Annotated in this window: 8 protein-coding genes; 3 read left to right on the top strand and 5 right to left on the bottom strand. The window is 72.7% G+C overall.

Translation table 11 applies throughout. The annotated features are described in order from the left end of the window. Nucleotides 1-371: 371 nt before the first annotated feature. Nucleotides 372-3,449, bottom strand: a complete 3,078-nt coding sequence (locus ACYVOO_RS20980) for an AfsR/SARP family transcriptional regulator (protein ID WP_461017188.1) — start codon at nucleotides 3,447-3,449, stop codon at nucleotides 372-374. Nucleotides 3,450-4,580: 1,131 nt separating this feature from the next. On the opposite strand from ACYVOO_RS20980, the gene ACYVOO_RS20975 reads away from it, so the two are divergent. Further along, complete coding sequence (locus tag ACYVOO_RS20975; RefSeq protein ID WP_461017187.1) at nucleotides 4,581-7,502, top strand: helix-turn-helix transcriptional regulator; 2,922 nt, start codon at nucleotides 4,581-4,583, stop codon at nucleotides 7,500-7,502. A 75-nt stretch (nucleotides 7,503-7,577) separates the two neighbouring features. Here ACYVOO_RS20975 and rfbB read toward each other — a convergent pair whose 3' ends face one another. From rfbB to ACYVOO_RS20955, 4 genes are all read right to left on the bottom strand, one after another. Beyond that, nucleotides 7,578-8,528: a dTDP-glucose 4,6-dehydratase gene (gene rfbB, locus ACYVOO_RS20970; RefSeq protein ID WP_461017186.1), complete on the bottom strand. Its 951-nt coding sequence runs from the start codon at nucleotides 8,526-8,528 to the stop codon at nucleotides 7,578-7,580. Beyond that, nucleotides 8,525-9,589, bottom strand: a complete 1,065-nt coding sequence (locus ACYVOO_RS20965) for a glucose-1-phosphate thymidylyltransferase (RefSeq protein WP_453344033.1) — start codon at nucleotides 9,587-9,589, stop codon at nucleotides 8,525-8,527. The genes rfbB and ACYVOO_RS20965 overlap by 4 nt, the downstream gene beginning before the upstream one ends. 142 nt (nucleotides 9,590-9,731) lie before the next feature. Further along, a complete protein-coding gene (locus ACYVOO_RS20960; RefSeq protein ID WP_461017185.1) occupies nucleotides 9,732-11,015 on the bottom strand; it encodes a cytochrome P450 in 1,284 nt (427 codons plus the stop codon). Continuing rightward, nucleotides 11,012-12,313, bottom strand: coding sequence for a glycosyltransferase (locus ACYVOO_RS20955; protein WP_461017184.1), 1,302 nt, complete (start codon nucleotides 12,311-12,313; stop codon nucleotides 11,012-11,014). The genes ACYVOO_RS20960 and ACYVOO_RS20955 overlap by 4 nt, the downstream gene beginning before the upstream one ends. A gap of 450 nt (nucleotides 12,314-12,763) precedes the next feature. On the opposite strand from ACYVOO_RS20955, the gene ACYVOO_RS20950 reads away from it, so the two are divergent. After that, on the top strand, nucleotides 12,764-14,278 hold the full coding sequence (locus ACYVOO_RS20950; protein ID WP_461017183.1) for a flavin monoamine oxidase family protein: 1,515 nt from the start codon (nucleotides 12,764-12,766) through the stop codon (nucleotides 14,276-14,278). Beyond that, the gene (locus ACYVOO_RS20945) at nucleotides 14,275-17,601 is read left to right on the top strand and encodes a ferritin-like domain-containing protein (RefSeq protein ID WP_461017182.1); all 3,327 of its coding nucleotides are present in this window, start codon (nucleotides 14,275-14,277) and stop codon (nucleotides 17,599-17,601) included. Before ACYVOO_RS20950 ends, ACYVOO_RS20945 begins: the two co-directional genes overlap by 4 nt. Nucleotides 17,602-17,609 lie beyond the last annotated feature (8 nt).

Here is a 17,609-nt window from a genome sequence, read left to right as displayed (position 1 = left end):
GGCCCCGCGCCACCTCGCAACTCCCGGCGCCGCAAAGCTCCCGCCGCCTCGGAGCCGCAGCCTCCGGGGCCCACCACGGGCGGGCGCGGAGACGGACCGCCCCCCGCTGCCGTTCCGTCGACGGCCCTGTGATGCGGGCCGCCTGCCCGTGCCGTGGTGGACCCCTCGGCTCCCCCGCTTCCCCCGGGGCCCGGCTGCTCCCCCGAGCGCCGCCGTTCCTCCGAGGGAAGACGCGACGCGCGACGCGCGTCGTGCGAACAGCACGCTACGCACCGGCCGTATCAGCTCCGTAGCAACGGCGTAGCGCGGCCGGGAGCGTCCTCGCCCGGCCGCGCTGCGTCCGTCCACCGCCGTCTCCCGCACGCCGTGGTCTACGTCTGCGCCGCGGTGTCCCCGTCGCGCCGCAGCCGCAGTTTCAGCCGCGCCGCCTCGCGTGTGTTGAGGTCGTCCAGCAGCGCCAGGGCGCGGTCCTCGGCCGTACGGGCCTGCTCGGCGCGGCCGAGGCCGTCCAGCGCCCTGGCGAGCAGCGCGTGCTGCTCGGCCACGGCGAAGGGGTCGAAGGGCTGCTCGGCCGCATGCCCCAGGCCGCGATCGGCCCAGCGTGCCGCTTCCTCGAACTCCCCCAGCCGCAGGTGGTATTCGGCGAGCGAGCCCGCGGTGGCGATCTGGTACTGCGCCAGGTCGGCCGCCTCGTAGTTGCGCACCAGCAGATGGCGAGCCTGCTCGTAGTCGCCCAGGTGGAGGTGGCAGCGGCCCAGGTTGTTGCGCAGCGAGTAGGCCACACCTTCCGGTCCGTGCGTCTCCACCTCGCGCAGCGCCTCGTTGCCCACCTCGACGGCCTCGTCCAGCCGTCCGGCCGAGGCCAGGCAGGGCACCAGGTTGCTCATGGCGCCCACGGCCTCCTCGTGCATGCCGTGCGACAGGAAGAGGCTGATGGCGCGCCGCAGGAGCCTCGCCCCTGCCGCTCCTTCGCCGCGCTGGCCCTCCACCTTGCCGAGCTGGGCGAGGGCGACGGCCTCGGCGCGCCGGTCGCCCCTTCGCCCGGCCACCCTCAGCGCGGTCTCGCACAGGCGTCGCTGGGCGCGCCAGCTCAGGCGGATGGCGAAGTAGCTCTCCAGCGCCCGCGCCGCCTCCAGCGCGAAGTCGGACAGCGGTCTCAGCGGACTCAGCGGACTCGACGGCCCCGGCGGCCCCGGCTGTCCGCCGTCGAGCGGAGCGTCCTCGCCCGCGCGACGGGCACCCCGCGGGTCCCCTCCCTCTTCCTCTTCCTCGTACGCCCCGGTGTCGTACTCGGCGCCCGAGAGCTGGTCCGCGAGGGACAGCACCTCGTCGACGGCACCGTCCGCCCAGGCCAGCGCCTGTTCCGTACCGTCGAAGGAGAGGCCGCCGGGGAAGTGGCGCGCGCCCTGCCGGTAGCGGCGGGCGAAGTTCTCGTCGAGTCTGAGCGGCCCGTTGACCCGGTGCAGCGAACCGAGGTACCAGCAGGAGAGCCGCCCGAGCGCGGCCCGTGTCTCCTCCGGGGGCAGCAGGGCCGCCTCGCGTGTGGCCACCGCGCGCACCAGATCGTGCAGCGCGTACGCGCCGGGCTGCGGGCTGAGCGCGATCTGCGCGTCGGTGAGCCGCTCCAGCGCGAGCCGTGCGTCGCCCGGTTCCCACCCGGCCAGCCGGGCGGCCGACTCCGCGCTGTGCCGGGTGACCGCCGCGGCCCCCAGCAGCGGGAACAGGGCCGCGGCGCGCTCGTCGTCCGGGGCGCCGCTGCCCGCCAACTGGTCGATGCTGACGAGGAGGCTGGCGCGCACGTCGCGGTCCGCCACGACGAGCTGGTCCAGCCGTGCGCGCTCGTCGCGCAGTGTGGACGCCCAGTCCCCGGCGCTCCAGCACGGCCGGGAGGCCATGCGGGTGGCGATGAGGTGCAGCGCGAGCGGGAGCCGTCCGCACAGGCACACCAGTTCCTCCCAGTCCCCCTCCTCGCCCGCCTCGGGAGCGCGGCCCGAGACGGACCGCACGAGGGCGGTCGCGTCCTGGGTGTCGAGCACGTCCAGGTGGAGGTGGTGGGCGCCCGGCAGGCCGAGGAGCACGGTGCGGCTGGTGACCAGGCACGCGGACTCCGGCTGCGCGGGCAGCAGGGCCGCGATCTGCGCGGTGCTGAAGACGTTGTCCAGGAGCACCAGCACCCGCTTGCCTTCGAGCCGTTCGCGGTAGAGCGCGAGCGCGGTCTCCTCGTCGTGGGGTGCGGCGTCGCGGGGCACACCGAGGGCTGCCAGCAGGCGGCGCAGCGCCTCCTCTGTCTCCAGGGGGGCGCGGTGCGGGTCGGCTCCGCGCAGGTCGACGTGGAGCAGCCCGTCGGGGAACCTGTCGGCGACCTCCCGCGCCGCGCGCACGGCGAGGCTCGACTTGCCGACCCCGCCCGGCCCGTCCAGGAGACAGAGCGCGGGCGCGTCGACGGCACCGGTGAGCCACTCCCTGACGCGGGCGAGTTCCACGCCGCGCGCGACGAAGGTGGGGATGCCCGCGGGGAACGCGGCGCGGGGCGGGAGGGGCGGCGGGGGCGGCGGGGGCGGTTCCGTGGCGGCGGGGGACGGCGGCGCTGGCGCGGGCGGTGTTCCGGGCCCGGGGGCCCGTACGTCCGGGTGGTCCGGCGCGGTGTCCGTGTCCCCGCCCGGCGGCCCCGGACCCGGCGCGCCCTGGCCCCGCTCCCCCGGCTCGGAACCGGTGCGCCATTCCATGAGTGCGGGGTCGCCCCGCAGGATGGCGGCCTCCAACTCCCGCAGTTCCGCGCCGGGTTCGATGGCCAGTTCCCCGACGAGGGTGTCGCGCGCCGCACGGAAAGCGGCGAGCGCCTCCGCGCTGCGTCCGGCGCGGTGCAGGGCGAGCATGAGCTGCCCGGTGAGCCGCTCCCGCATCGGGTGCTGGCGGGACGTGGCGAGGAGTTCGTCGATGACGGTCGTGTGTTGCCCCAGGAGCAGGCGGAGCGCGAAGCGCTCCTCGCACGCGGTCAGCCGCAGTTCCTCCAGCCGTGGCCGGTGCACGGTCAGCAAAGGGCAGTCTCCGATCCCGCCGAGCGGGCTGCCCCGCCACAGCGCCAGCGCCTCGTCGAGCAGTGCGACGGCGCGTTCCGGGTCGCCCGCGGCGAGTTCGCGTGAGCGCAGCAGGAGTTCCTGGAAGCGGCCGAGGTCGGTCTCCTCCCGCTCGGCGAAGAGCTGATAGCCGCCCGCCACGGTACGGATGCGCTCGTCGGCGACGACCTTCCGCAGCCGCATCACATAGTTGCGCAGTGTGGTGCGTACGGAGGCGGGCGGCTGTTCGCCCCACAGTTGGTGCGCCAGATCCTCGACGGGGACGACCCGGCAGGGCCGCAGCACCAGTGCCGCGAGCAGCCCGCGCAGCATCGGCGCGCTCAGCGGCAGCGGTTCGCCGTCCGCTCCCCGCACCTCGGTCGGACCCAGCACACGGAACTCCAACTCCGCGCCTCCGTCCCCTCTTCGTGGTTCATCTGCCCGGCGGCGGCCGACGCTACCTTTCTACCGTCTTTGGCCAACTGCCGAACCCGCGCTCCGAAGTGGGCGGGTCCGAGACAAACCGGCCGCCCATCCCGGGCAAGAAACCGGACAACATTCCGCCGCACGACCTGGACGCTCAGCAATTCAGACGGAAAGTCAACAAAGGCGGATGCGACCCGCGACAGAAAGGAACAGGGTTTCTATTTGCCTTTCTTTCCCCTCGTCATGGGCCAGTCCGAAAACTTTCGGCGCGGTCGGCCGTTGCGCGGCTTCGCAATCGCACGCTTCCGCCCGGGGGAGCGACGAGTGGTCGATAGCGGTCGCCCCGCATGGCAGAACGGGCGGTTCCGCCCCCGCCTCCGCCGGTACCGGAGGCGCGTCCGGACGTGTGGCAGTCAGGACAACACCGCCCGGACGAGCGGCTGCCGGAATCTCCGGCGGCGACGACCGAACGGTCGCGGCGGCGGCGGATGCGGACACAGCGCCGCCGTCGGCGCCTCGCGATGCGTTCCGGCCAGCTCCTCCCGTCCGGTGCCTCAAAGGTCCTATCTTGTTCCTCGTCTTCGGGGGCTGACAGGCGCTGTGAACTGGATCGCTCGCCTGGAAGAAACACCGGAAGCCGATCAAGGAGCGCACGTGCTCACGACCAGGACCGTGCCGACGGGCCCGCGGCCCGCCTCTCTCCGGTACGCGAGGCCGGTTACGGCTTCGCGCTTCGCGTCCGCGACACCCGCATGTCACGGGGACGGTTCCCCCGCTTTTCCGGGCACACGTCACCGTCGCGCCCGTCCAGTACGCCGAATGAGCCACGGACCCCGCATTGGCGGCTGAGACCGGCCATCGCACGGCAAACGGTGAGTGCGTGCGCGCGGGAAACCGTATGCCTGATGAGGACGAGACGGGTCTGCGGCGCCGGGACATCAGCCCACCGGACGGCCGGGCGGAAACGGAGAGGGGGCGGATCCGCGCGCGGCCGCCCACAGGCGGCCCCGGACGACCTGTTCTGTGAACCGCACCGTCCCACCCCACCACATCGTGATTCGGAGCGTCATGGGTCCTCACGCACGATCGTCGCCACAGGTGCGCGGCCGGGAACAACAGCTCACACAGATCAGCGCGGATCTGCACAATGTGAAGAGCACCCGGCGGAGCAAGGTCCTCCTGGTGGAAGCGGCGCCCGGTGCGGGCAAGACCCGCCTTCTCATGGAGGCCCTGGACCTCGCCGACAGGAGCGGTTTCACGTCCGTCAACGGCGTATCGCCCGGCCCCGACACCGCTCCCGGCGCCACCCCAGGGACCGCTCCGCCATCCGGCGGCACCCGGCCCCGCACACCGCGCACGCCACCCGCACCGCCCGCGCCACCCACGTCGCACACACCGCACACACCGCACACCGCCGAGGGCGGCTTCCCCCACCCGGGCGTGTCCTCGGCCATCGAGGCGGCACGCACCCGGCTGCGCGACGACGCGGAACACCTGCGCACCCTCGTCGTGCTCGACGACCTGCATCTGGCGCACCCGCCCGCGCTGACGGCGCTGTGCGATCTGATCCTGGCGCTCAGCGGCCGTCCGGTCCTCTGGCTGCTCGCCTACACCCCGGGCAGGGACGGCGCCTCGTACGAGCCGGTGCGGGCCGCTCTCGGCAAGCTCCGGGGCAGGCTGCCGGTGGAACCGGTGCCGGAGCTGGGCCCGCTCGCAGGCGACGCGCTGGCGCAACTGGTCGCCGACCGCACAGGAGCCGTGCCGGAACCGGCGCTCCTCGCCCTGGCGGAGAGTCTCGACGGCACACCCCGCGCGGTGATCGAGCTGCTGCGCGGGCTCATGGAGGACGGCGACATCCGCGTGGTCGACGGCACCTCGCGGCTGGAGCCGGGGCCGTCGGGGAGCGTGCCCGCCGGGACAGGGGCCGGAGCGGGGGCCGGGGCCGGGGCCGGGGTCGCTCTGCCCGCGCTGGTGCCGAAACGCTTCGCCGCGCTGCTCCAGGAGGAGCTGCGGTCGCTCTCGGAGCCCACCATGAAGGCGCTCAGGCTGGCGGCGGTGCTCGGTTCGCCCTTCGCGCCCGAGGACCTGTCGGCCATGCTCGGGGAGGCTCCGGTCGGCCTGCTGGCCGCGGTCGACGAAGCCGTCTGCCGGGGGCTCCTGGTCTGCGGTGAGCACGACATCTCCTTCCGCAGCGAGCCGATCTGGCGCGTGCTGCTCGACTCCGTGCCGCCGCCCATGTGCGCGCTGCTGCGCCGTCAGGCCGCACAGATGCTGCGGGCGCGGCCCGACGGCGTCGAACGCGCGGCCCTCCAGCTCATCCACATCGCCCAGCCGGGCAACGACGAGGAACTGGGCGTCATCGCGGAGGGCGCCCAGCGGCTGCTGGCCTCCGATCCGGCGACCGCGGCGGCGCTGGCGACCCGCTCCATGGAGCTGCTGGCCCCCGGGCAGGCCGAGCGGGTACGGCTGGCGAAGACGGCGGTCGAGGCGTTCACCTGGGCGGGCGACCTGGACCGGGCGATCGCCCTGGCCGAGGAGACGGTCGACGAGGCCCAGAGGTTCACGGTGCCCTTCTCCGCTTCGCTCGCCGAGGACATCACCGCGCTGCAAGCGGCCAGGTCCGCCGCGCTGTTGCTGCTGGGCGACGCGCACAGGGCGCACCGGGCCGCGCACGACGCGCTCGCGGCGCAGGAGGGCGGCTTCCCGCACCGCGAGCACCACGAAGCGCTGATCACCCATCTCGCCGCCTCCTGTCTGACGGGCGACAGCACCGCGGCCGACCGCGTGCAGCGGATCCTCGGCGCGCCCGACCGGCACACGCAGTCCGTGCGGGTCGGCGCGATGACCTTCCACGCGTTCGGCCAGTGGCGCGAGGGGCAGGTGGGCGACGCGGTGGGGACGCTGCGCAAGGCCGTCGCGCTCGACCGCGCGGGCGAGGACGGGCAGCTCCTCGACCCCCGCTGGTTCCTGGCCTTCGCGCTCACCAGGACCGACGAGTACGAGGAGGCGGCGGAGGCCGTCCAGTGCACCGTACGGTCGGCGGCGGCGGAGACGGGGACACTGGCCGCCGCCGTCCCGGCCGTGCTCCGGGCACCGCTGCACCTCGCGCAGGGGCGCCTGGACGAGGCCGAGGAGACGGCCCGTACCGGGGTGGGCGCGCACGGCCCGTATGTGCCGATGCTCGCTCCGCAGGCGTGGCTGGTGCTGGCCCTCGTCGCGCTGCGGAAGGGGGCGCTCGCCCAGGCCGAGGACCACATCAAGACCCTGGAGAAGGACTTCCCGCAGCATGCCTCCAGCCCCTGGTGGGCCGCACGCCTGCTGCTGAACGCGCAGTTGGCCGAGGCGCAGGAGGGCTCCGAGGCGGCGGCGAAGGTGCTGGCGGAGATCGGCGCGCACGGCGGGGCGCTGCGCGAACTCGTCCTGGAGGACCCGGCAGCGGCCGCCTGGTGTGTGCGCTGCGCACGCGCTGCCGGTATGCCGGACATCGTGCGGACGGTGGTAGACACCACGGAGTACCTGCGCACACGCAACCGTCGTGTCCCCGCGGTGCTCGCCGCCGCCATGCACGCCCGCGCGCTCGCGGAGGGTGACGCGGACGCGCTGGCGCAGGCCGCGCTGCTGCACCGCAACCCGTGGGCACGGGCCGCTGCGGCCGAGGACCACGCCGGTCTGCTGCTCGGCCGCGACGACCACGAGGGCGCGATCGGCGCGCTCGACCGTGCGATGGGTGCCTACGGCGCGCTCGGCGGGGAGCGGGACGCGGCACGTGTGCGGGCTCAACTGCGCGGGCTCGGGGTGCGGCGCAGGCACTGGTCGCACGCGAAACGGCCGGTCTCCGGCTGGGAGAGCCTCACCAAGACGGAGCGGAAGGTGGCGGAGCTGGTGGCCGACGGGCTCACCAACCGGCAGGCCGCGCGCCATCTGTTCATCTCCCCGCACACGGTGGGTTTCCACCTGCGGCAGATCTACCGCAAGCTCGGCATCCGCTCCCGTACGGCGCTGGTCCGGCTCAAGGCATAGCTCCACTCCGGTTCAGGGCATGGTGCTCCCGCTCAGGGCATGGTGCTGCGGCTCCGGGCATAGTCCTCCGGCCGCTCATGCCGCGCGCTCCTTCAGCGGCTCCCACCACGGGCGGTTGGCGGCGTACCACGCGACGGTCTCCGCCAGGCCCCGCTCGAAGGGGACACGCGGCGCGTAGCCGAGTGCCCGCAGTTTGCCGTCGGCCAGGGAGTAGCGGCGGTCGTGGCCCTTGCGGTCGGGCACACGGGTGACGCGCCCCCAGTCGGCGCCGAGCGCGTCGAGCAGCCGGGCCGTCAGTTCCAGGTTGGTCAGCTCGGTGGTTCCGGCGACGTGGTAGACCTCGCCCGGCGCGCCGCGCTCGGCGACGAGCCGGACGGCCCGGCAGTGGTCGTCGACGTGTATCCAGTCGCGCACGTTGCCGCCGTCGCCGTACAGCGGCACCTCCCCTCCGTCGAGCAGGTTGGTGACGAACAGCGGGACGACCTTCTCCGGGTACTGGTAGGGGCCGTAGTTGTTGCCGCAGCGGGTGATGCTGACCGGCAGTCCGTGTGTGCGTGCGTAGGCGAGCGCGATCAGGTCGCCGCCCGCCTTGGCCGCCGCGTAGGGGGAGTTCGGGGCGAGCGGGGCGCTCTCGTCCCAGGAGCCGGTGCCGATGCTGCCGTACACCTCGTCGGTGGAGACGTGGACGACTCTCGGGGTGCCCGCTTCGAGGCATGCCCGCATGAGGGTCTGCACGCCCAGCACGTTGCTGCGGACGAACGCGTCAGCGCCGGCTATCGACCGGTCGACGTGTGTCTCGGCGGCGAAGTTGACGACGACGTCATGGTCCGGGAGCACCTTGCCGAGCAGTCCGGCGTCGCAGATGTCGCCCTGCACGAAGGTGAGCCGGTGCTCGACGGGTTCCAGGTTGGCCGGGTTGCCCGCGTACGTCAGCTTGTCGAGGACGGTCAGCTCGTCCTCGTCGGCGAAGGAGCGCACGAAGTGCGAGCCGATGAATCCGGCGCCGCCGGTCACGAGGATCCTCATGAGCCGACCTGCACCTTGCTGTGGTCGCCGAGGACGAGTCGGTGGGCGCGCAGGATGCGCGGGGTGGAGGTCACCTCGACCTCGCGGCCGATCAGCGAGCGCTCGACGCGCCGCACCCCGACGATGGAGGCGCCGCGCAGCACGATGGAGTACTCGACCTCGCTGTCGACGACCGCGCAGTCGCCGTCGATCGAGGTGAACGGGCCTACGTAGGAGTCGCGGATCCGCGAACCGGCCGCGACGACCGCGGGGCCCACGATCCGCGACCCGGTGACGGTCGCCCCCTTCTCGATGACCACCCGGCCGATCAGCTCGCTGGAGCGGACCTCACCGGAGCAGTCGGCCTCGACACCGTCCAGGACCAGGCGGTTGACCTCCAGCATGTCGGCGACGTTGCCGGTGTCCTTCCAGTAGCCGGACACGAGGGTGGAGTCCACGCGGCAGCCCGTGTCGATCAGTTCCTGGATCGCGTCGGTGATCTCCAGCTCGCCGCGCCACGAGGGTTTGATCCGGCACACGGCGTCGTGCACACGGGCCGTGAACAGGTAGACGCCGACGAGTGCGAGGTCGCTCTTGGGGTGCTCCGGTTTCTCCTCCAGTCCTGTCACCCGGCCGCGCGCGTCCAGCTCGACGACGCCGAAGGCGCGCGGGTCGGACACCCTCGTCAGCATGATCTGCGCGTCCGGGCGGTTCCTGCGGAACCGGCGCACGAGCGCGCTGATGCCGCCGACGATGAAGTTGTCGCCGAGGTACATCACGAAGTCGTCGTCGCCGAGGTAGTCCCTGGCGATACGCACGGCGTGGGCCAGGCCCAGTGGTGCCTCCTGCGGGAGGTAGGTGACGTCCAGGCCGAACCGCGAGCCGTCGCCGACGGCGGTCTCGATCTCGGCGGCCGTCTCGCCGACGACGATGCCGACCTCGCGGATGCCCGCCTCGGCGATCGATTCGAGGCCGTAGAAGAGGACCGGTTTGTTGGCGACGGGCACGAGCTGCTTCGCGGAGGTGTGGGTGATCGGCCGCAGCCGGGACCCGGACCCTCCGGCGAGCACGAGCGCCTTCATCGGCGTCCCTTCGCCGCGGCGGGGCAAGGGCGGCTCGCGGCCACCGGTGCGTCGGTCTCACCGGTCGCGACGGTCTCGACGGTACGTGCCATCGTCTCCCCCACTCCCACTCCCACTCCGTATCCGTATCCGAGGACGGCCTTCACGCGAGCACGGCGGGCAGGACGCTCATCCGGCGGATCATCCACTCCGACTCCCACTCGACGGCGGTGCTGTCGCTCAGCCGCGCCCGCGGGAAGCGGCGCAGGAAGCTGCCCACCGCGATCTGCGCCTCCAGGCGGACCAGTGAGGCGCCGATGCAGTAGTGCATGCCGAGCCCGAAGGTGAGGTGTCCGTGTCCCCGACGTTCGGCGGCGAAGCTGTCGGCGTCCTCGTCCGGCTCGCGGTTGGCCGCCGCGATGCTGACCTGGACCGGGGAGCCCTTGGGGATGAGGTAGCCGCCGAGGTCGATGTCCTCCAGGGCGAAGCGCCAGGTCGGGTGCGGGAACGGCGGGTGCACCCGCAGTGCCTCCTCGACCCACGCCTTGATGTCCTCGTCGGTGCGCGGGCGTTCGTCGGCCGGCCGCCGCAGCGCCTCGTACAGCGAGGCGGAGATCAGGCTCCCGGTCGTCTCGTAACCCGTGATGATCATCCCGACGGTCCAGACGACGGCCTCGCCCTCGGTCACCGCGTCCGGCCCTTCGGCGGCCTCCAGGAAGCCCGTGATCACCCCGTCGCGCAGCGGTGCCGGGTCGCGCACCCAGCCTTCGACGGCGCCGAACAGCGCCCCGACGGCCTCGGTGCGTGCCGGGTAGTCGGAGGAGTAGAGCATGACGTCGGTGATGCCGCGCAGCCGCCGTTCCGCCTCCAGTGGCAGGCCGAGCATCTCCGAGATGAACGCCAGCGGGACCTTGTGGGTGTAGTCCGTGACCACGTTGACCTCGGCGGCCTCTCCGGACCGTGAGCGCTCCAGCTCGTCCAGGAAGCCCTCGACCTTGACGGCGACCCGCTCGCCCCACCTCTCGGTGTTGCGGGGGCTCAGCACCGGGGCGTGCACCCGGCGGATGCGCGCGTGGTCCTCGCCGTCGCTCATGATCATGGCGCGGGCGTACTCGGGGGGCGGCTGCGAGCCCACCATCAGGCCGGGGCGGCGCATGAAGTCGGGGACGAGGGTGATGTCCTTGGCGAGCCGGGGGTGGGTGAGCGCCTCCTTCACCAGCTCCGGGTCGCACACGACCCAGGCGTGCTGGCCCAGGTAGGGGATGCGGACGACGGGCGCGACGCGCGCGGCGGCCAGCAGTTCCGGCATGCAGTCGAAGGGGCCCGGGTCCACGGGCATGGCCGTCTCCGGCGGGTTCTTCAGACCGGCCTGAGTGTCCTCCGTCTCCTGCTTGTTCTGCGCGTCGGTCTGCGCGTTCTGCTCGCCGGTCTTCGTGGTGACGTTCACCGTGTGACACCTCCGGTGGGGATCTGGCCCTGATAACCGGCCATGGACTCGATCAGTTCGGCGGCCCTTCTGGGGGCGTCGCGGGTCTGGTGTTCGACGGACAGCGCGTGTGCCCGGCGCCGGTAGCGTGGGTCGCCGAGCACGGTGGTCACCGCGTCGCGCAGGCCGGTCTCCGACACGGCACGCCCCCGCAGGACGACACCGGCCCCGGCCCACTTGACCCGCGCCGCCACATCGGGGTTCTCCTCCGAGCGCGGTGCGACGACCAGGGGCACACCGTGGGCGAGGGCCGCGTTGACGCCGTTGTAGCCGCCGTTGGTCACCATCACGTCGACGTGCGGCAGCAGGTGCGGGTAGGGGACGAACCGCTCCAGCCGCACGTTGTCCGGCAGTGGCCGTATCCGGTGGACGTCGAGGCCGCTCCCGGTGGTGACCACGACGAGGACGTCCTGGTCCGCCAGCGCCCGGACGGCGGGGACGAGGAGCCAGTCGACGTCGTTGGCCGTGGTGCCCTGGGTGAGCAGCACCACGGGGCGTCCGTCGTGCAGTTCCTCCCACCAGCCGGGCGGGTCGAAGTCGTCCGGGGGCGGCCCGTGGAGGCCGCCCACGAAGTGGGTTCCCGGGAGCAGGTCGCTGCGCGGGAACTCGAAGGAGGGCACGGTGCCCATCAGATAGAGGGACGGCGGGCGCGCGATGTTCTCCATGGCGCCCGTGTCGAGGCGGGGCAGGTTCACCAGGGCACGTGTGCTGTCGGCCTCCCGGCGCAGGCCGCGCATCATCACGTGGTCCCCGAGCCGTCGCAGCAGCGCGTTGCGTACCCGCCCCAGCGGCGACGAACGCGGCGGCAGGCCCCGCCCGAGCGGCGCTGTGTCCCTGCTGCCGAGGATGTAGACGGAGTTGTTCAGCCAGGCCAGCGGTATCCCCGTGTGCTCGCTGGCGAAGCACGCGCCGTAGCACATGTCGTCGGAGAGCAGGCAGTCGGCGGGGAAGCGTTCGAGCACCGCCAGCAGGTCCTTCATCTGGCCCGGCGCCGTGCGGTAGAAGATGTCCCGGATGCCGGTGGTGAAGCTGGCGAGCCCGGTCAGCCCGGCGTGGCCGGGAAACGCCTCCTCGCGGCTCTTGCCGCCGTAGTCGAGCCGGGCGCTCATGGGCTCGAAGTGTGCGCCGGTGCGCTCCACCCGGTCCCGGAAGGCCCGCCCCGTGTACCACCGCACCTCGTGCCCGCGCCGGGTCAGTGCGCGGGCGACCTCGACCATGCTGACGATGTGTCCCGGTGCCGGGGTGGTAGCGATCAACACTCGCGTCAACGTCGCCTCCGTCGGAGTCACGTGTCACCGTTTCTCGGCCGCTCTCGGTCGCTCTCCGGCCCCTCTTGGCCACTCTCGCCGCGCGGGCCCGGGTGCTCGCCGGGTCCGTCCGGGCACCCGTCGGGTGTGTCCGGGCACTCACCGCCCGGCCCTCCGGTGACGCACGTCAGCATTGCCCCACTCAGGGCCGTACGGTGCGGCGCGGCCAAAACCCCGCGCGTTCGCGTGGGGTGGCGCCGCCGTGCCGCACCGATCGGGTGCCCGAACCGTCGGTCATCCCGCCCGTGCGCGGGTCCGCTGGGGGATACGAACGGTGCCGCGCGACGCAAACAATTGCCGACAGCAATCCCCGGCAACGCCCTTTCCGGGACCGGGAACGGCGCTGGCGTTCATCCAGGACATGCATCCGGCCTTGGACATCGCGTACTGGAGGAAGAACCTGTGACGGCACCCCTGAAGGAGATGGACGGGCCGGACGGCGCCATCGGTGGCCCGAAAAAGGTCACCGTCATCGGCGCCGGTATCGCCGGTCTGGTGGCGGCGTACGAACTGGAGCGCCTCGGACACGACGTCCAGGTCATCGAGGGCAGCCACGAGATCGGCGGACGCATCCACACCCACCGCTTCCCCGGCGGCGGCCGGACCGGTCCGCTCGCCGAGCTGGGCGCGATGCGCATCCCCGCCGGGCACCGGCTGACCATGCACTACATCGCCGAACTCGGCCTCCAGAAACAAGTGCGCGAGTTCCGGACGCTGTTCTCCGACGAGGCCGCCTACCTCCCCACCTCCTCCGGGTACCTCCGGGTGCGCGACGCGCACGAAACCCTTGTCGCCGAGTTCGCCGCGAGGCTGCCGGACCGGAACTACCAGGACGACACCCTGCTGTTCGGTGCCTGGCTGGACGCGAGCATACGGGCCATCGCACCCCGGCAGTTCTACGACGGGCTGCACGACGACATAGGCGTCGAACTCCTCAACCTCATCGACCACTTCGACCTGACGCCGTACCGGCACGGCAGCGCGAAGAACAGGATCGACCTGCACGCGTTCTTCGCCGACCACCCCCAGGTGCGCTCCTTCTGCCCGCCCCGCCTCGAACGCTTCCTCGACGACGTGCTCGACGAGACCAGCTCCACCATCGTGCGGCTGCACGACGGTATGGACGCGCTCCCCCGGCAGCTCGCCGCGCGCATCCGGGGGCCGATCTCGACCGGCCAGGAGGTGGTGGGTGTCGACGTCCGGGACGACGGAGTGGTCCTGCGCATCCGCCAGGGCCTGAGAACCGTCACCAGGACCTGCGACTACGTGGTGTGCACCATCCCGTTCACGGTGCTCAGGACGATGCGGCTGACCGGCTTCGACCAGGAGAAGCTGGACATCGTCCACCAGACGAAGTACTGGCCGGCGACGAAGATCGCCTTCCACTGCCGCGAGGCGTTCTGGGAGAAGGACGGGATCAGCGGGGGTGCCTCCTTCACCGGCGGACATGTGCGGCAGACCTACTACCCGCCCGCCGACGGCGATCCGGCACTCGGCGCTGTGCTGCTCGCGAGCTACACCATCGGCCCTGACGCCGACGCGCTCGCCAAGCTCGGCGAGGCGGAACGGAACGCGGTCGTCGCCAGGGAACTGAGCGTCATGCACCCCGAGTTACGGCGCCCCGGCATGGTCCTGGGCGTGGCGGGCCGGGCCTGGGGCGCGCGCCGGTGGTCGTGGGGCGCGGCCACGGTCCGCTGGGGCCAGGAGGCAGCGCTGCGCGAGGCGGAGCGGCGGGAGGCGGCCCGGCCGCAGAAGGGGCTCTTCTTCGCCGGTGAGCACTGCTCGTCGAAGCCCGCGTGGATCGAGGGCGCGATCGAGTCGGCGATCGACGCCGCGCACGAGATCGAGTGGTACGAGCCACGGTCGAGCCGTGTGTTCGCCGCCAGCCGGACGTGCCGCTCGCAGGAGCCGTCGTGAGCGTATTCGACGTGCCCCGTCTGCACTTCGGCGGAACGGCGACGACACACCTGCCCACGGGCGCGCGCAGCGGCCTCGTCGACCTCGCGACGAACACGGCGCTCACCGAGGACGGGCGGCCCTTCCCCGCGCACCGCCCGCCCGGCGAGTACCACGACCACCTCGACCGGCTGGGGCCGAGGTACGACAGCACGGGCAGCGCGGCGCCCGACGGGGCCTTCAGCGCGGTCAAGGGCGAGGACTTCGCGGGCAACGGGCACTTCGCGATCGACGCGCGGATCATCGGCGTCGAGGAGCGCGCGGGGGACGTCGACACCGCCGATCCGCTGGTCGGCCGCGGTGTGGACATGTGGGGGCACTACAACGAGTACCTCGCCACGACGGTCAACCGGGCGCGGGTCTTCGACGTCGACCCGTCCTCCGAGTGGACCACGACGCTGATGGTGGGTCAGTTCTGCTTCGGGCGCGCGGGACGTTCCCACGACGTGGGGTACATGGCCACCGGGAACGTCCACGGCTTCTCCCCTCCGAGGTGGCACAACGCGGGGCACGCGCCCCACGCGGCGGACGAGGGGCACTGGCTGGCGGGGCGGCTGCGCCGGTCCGTGGTCCACCAGTTCGTCGTGACCGAGGAGGAGCTGACCTGGCTCGACGAGGCGGAGGTGTCCCCGGCCGTGCGGCGGCTGCGTGCCACGGTGGCCTCCGGGGAGAGCGGCGGCCTGGTGGTGCAGTTCGCCCTCAGCCACCTGGCGGCGCCGCAGGCACCCGACCTGCCGGGCAGGTGGCGGTTGCGCGGCACGGTGGCGCCCTGGTACCCGCACGAGCCGCGCACGTACCCGGCGGGGCGGCTGCTCGTCCCGGAGCGCGGCGCGTCCGGGCGGGAAGCGGGCGGGCGGGAGGCGGGCGGGCGGGAAGCGGGCCGACTGCACAACCTCTGCGTCGAGCTGACGGACGAGCACGTCACCCTCAACATGGTCACAGCCCTGCCGGAACATGGTGCGGCGGCCGGGGCCGGGCTCCCCGCGCCCGTGGATGTCGGTGACCTCGAACTCCGCACGGCGGACAGCGACTTGCTCGTGGCCCGGATACCCCGCCAGGCGTACCTCGGCGACGCGTACGGCCTGGCGGGCGGTCTGGTCACGGTGCCGGGCGAGCTGCCCGCCGAGGCCGCTGCCGGGGAGGCACTGTGCCTGGTGAGCACAGGGCCTGGCGGCACGGTGACGCGGCTGCGCGAGAAGGAGGTCAATGTCCAGGCCGACGACGCGTGTCTCTTCCTGGAGCACCCTCGCGGCCCGGACGACGCGGAGCACGACGTCGAAGTGCTCGTGCGCTCCTACGTACGCGGCCGACCTGCCGCCGTCGGCGGGATCGGCGTGCGGCAGTTCTTCAACCCCCGGGCCCTGCCGTGCGACCCGGCCGCGCGCGACCCCGAGGCACGCTGCTCGGACGTGGACATCGTGCGGGTGCGCGCGGGCCGAAGGGACGGCTCCGGTGCGTGGTCGAGCACCTGCGCCCTGGAGACGGACGCCGCCGGCCTGGGGTGGTTCACCCTGCGCGGCGCCTCGGCCGGTACGGCACGTGTGCTGCTGTCGGCGGACGACGGTGACCTGCCGTGCGACGTGGACCTCCCCGGCTCCGCAGCGCTCGGCCACGACCTCGGCGACACGCTCGGCTACTGGCCCGGCGCCGGGTACCTGTCGGTGCGGGTGCTCCCCGACGACTGGCGGCTGGCCGGGACCGGCGGGGACGAGGCGACCTTCGACCTCGTCTACGCGGAGGTGTTCGCGTTCTACGAGCACCTGTACTCCTTCATGAAGGCGGAGGTCTTCAGCCTGGCCGACCGGTGCAAGGTGGAGACGTACGCGAAGCTGATCTGGCAGATGTGCGACCCGCGCAACAAGGCGAAGACGTACTACATGCCGCCGACGCGGGACCTGTCCGAGCCGAAGGCACAGCTCCTGCGGACGTTCCTGCGCGCCCAGCAGGTGCCGGACGCGGTCCTTCTCACCGAGCCCGCGGCATCCCTCCCGAGGAGTCGGATCACCACCCGCGGCAGGCTCGTCGCGGTGCTGCGCGACGCGGCGGCGATCGAGCTGGCCGTCATGCTCCAGTACCTCTACGCGGCCTACTCCGTGCCCGCCCACGGCGCCGGTGCGCAGTATGTGCGACGGGGCATATGGACGCCCGAGCAGCTCCGGCTCGCCTGCGGCGACGGCGGGGAGACGCGGGACGAGGGCATTCGCGGCATGCTGCTGAACATCGCCCGCGAGGAGATGGTCCACTTCCTCCTCGTCAACAACATCCTCACCGCGCTGGGCGAGCCGTTCCATGTGCCCCGCGTCGACTTCGGCACCCTGAACCAGGAGTTACCGGTGCCGCTGGACTTCTCCCTGGAGGGGCTGGGGCCCGGCAGCGTGGAGCGGTTCACGCGGATCGAGCGGCCGGAGGGCCTGGTCGGCGAGGTGCGGCGCGGCGACGCGGCGGCGGCCCCCGCGACCCGCGACGACCGGCACCCGTACGGCTCGCTGAGCGAGCTGTACGCGGACATCAGGGAGGGCCTGCACAGCGTCCCGGACCTGTTCCTGGTGGAGAAGGGCAGGGGCGGCGGTGAGCACCACCTCTTCCTGCGCGAGTCGGTCAACCGGCACCACCCCGACTACCAGTTGGAGGTGGACGACCTGGCCAGCGCGCTGTTCGCGATCGACGTCATCACCGAGCAGGGGGAGGGCGGGGTGCTCGGCCCGTACTCCGAGGGGGAGCCCGGTGTGGCCGAGGAGTCGCACTACGCCGCGTTCCTGCGGATCTCCGAGCTGCTGCGCGGCACCCCGGACGCACACCACAGCGCCGGTGCCGAACGGTGGAGCCCGGCCTACCCCGTCGTGCGGAACCCGACCCTCGGGCAGGGCAACCCGGCCATGGAGACGGTCACCGACGAGGAAGCACGCTCGGTCATGGAGCTGTTCAACCGCGCCTACTTCATGGCGCTCCAGCTCATGGTGCAGCACTTCGGCGAGCGCCCTGACGGGAGCCTGCGACGGTCCGACCTGATGAACGGGGCCATCGACATGATGACGGGTCTGATGCGTCCGCTGGCGGAACTGCTGGTGACGATGCCGTCGGGGCGCCGGGGCATGACCGCGGGCCCTTCGTTCGAGCTCACCGAGCAGCCCGCACCCGTCTCCCGCCCCGACGTGGCACGGCGCGGCATCGCGCTGCGCCTGGATCACCTCGCGGCGGCGTGCGGCAAACACCCCCTGGTGCCCGCGCGCGTGGGCGAGATGTGCGCGTTCTGGGCCGACCACTTCCGGCCACCGCGCCCGTAGAGCCCCTG

This window comes from Streptomyces daliensis (assembly GCF_054782395.1).
This window is presented reverse-complemented; position numbering and strand designations above follow the sequence as displayed.

Bases quoted from the DNA above. Each gene is read 5' to 3' on its own strand.
- ACYVOO_RS20965 (WP_453344033.1), bottom strand. From the start codon at position 9,589: ATGAAGGCGCTCGTGCTCGCCGGAGGGTCCGGGTCCCGGCTGCGGCCG.
- rfbB (WP_461017186.1), bottom strand. From the start codon at position 8,528: ATGAGGATCCTCGTGACCGGCGGCGCCGGATTCATCGGCTCGCACTTC.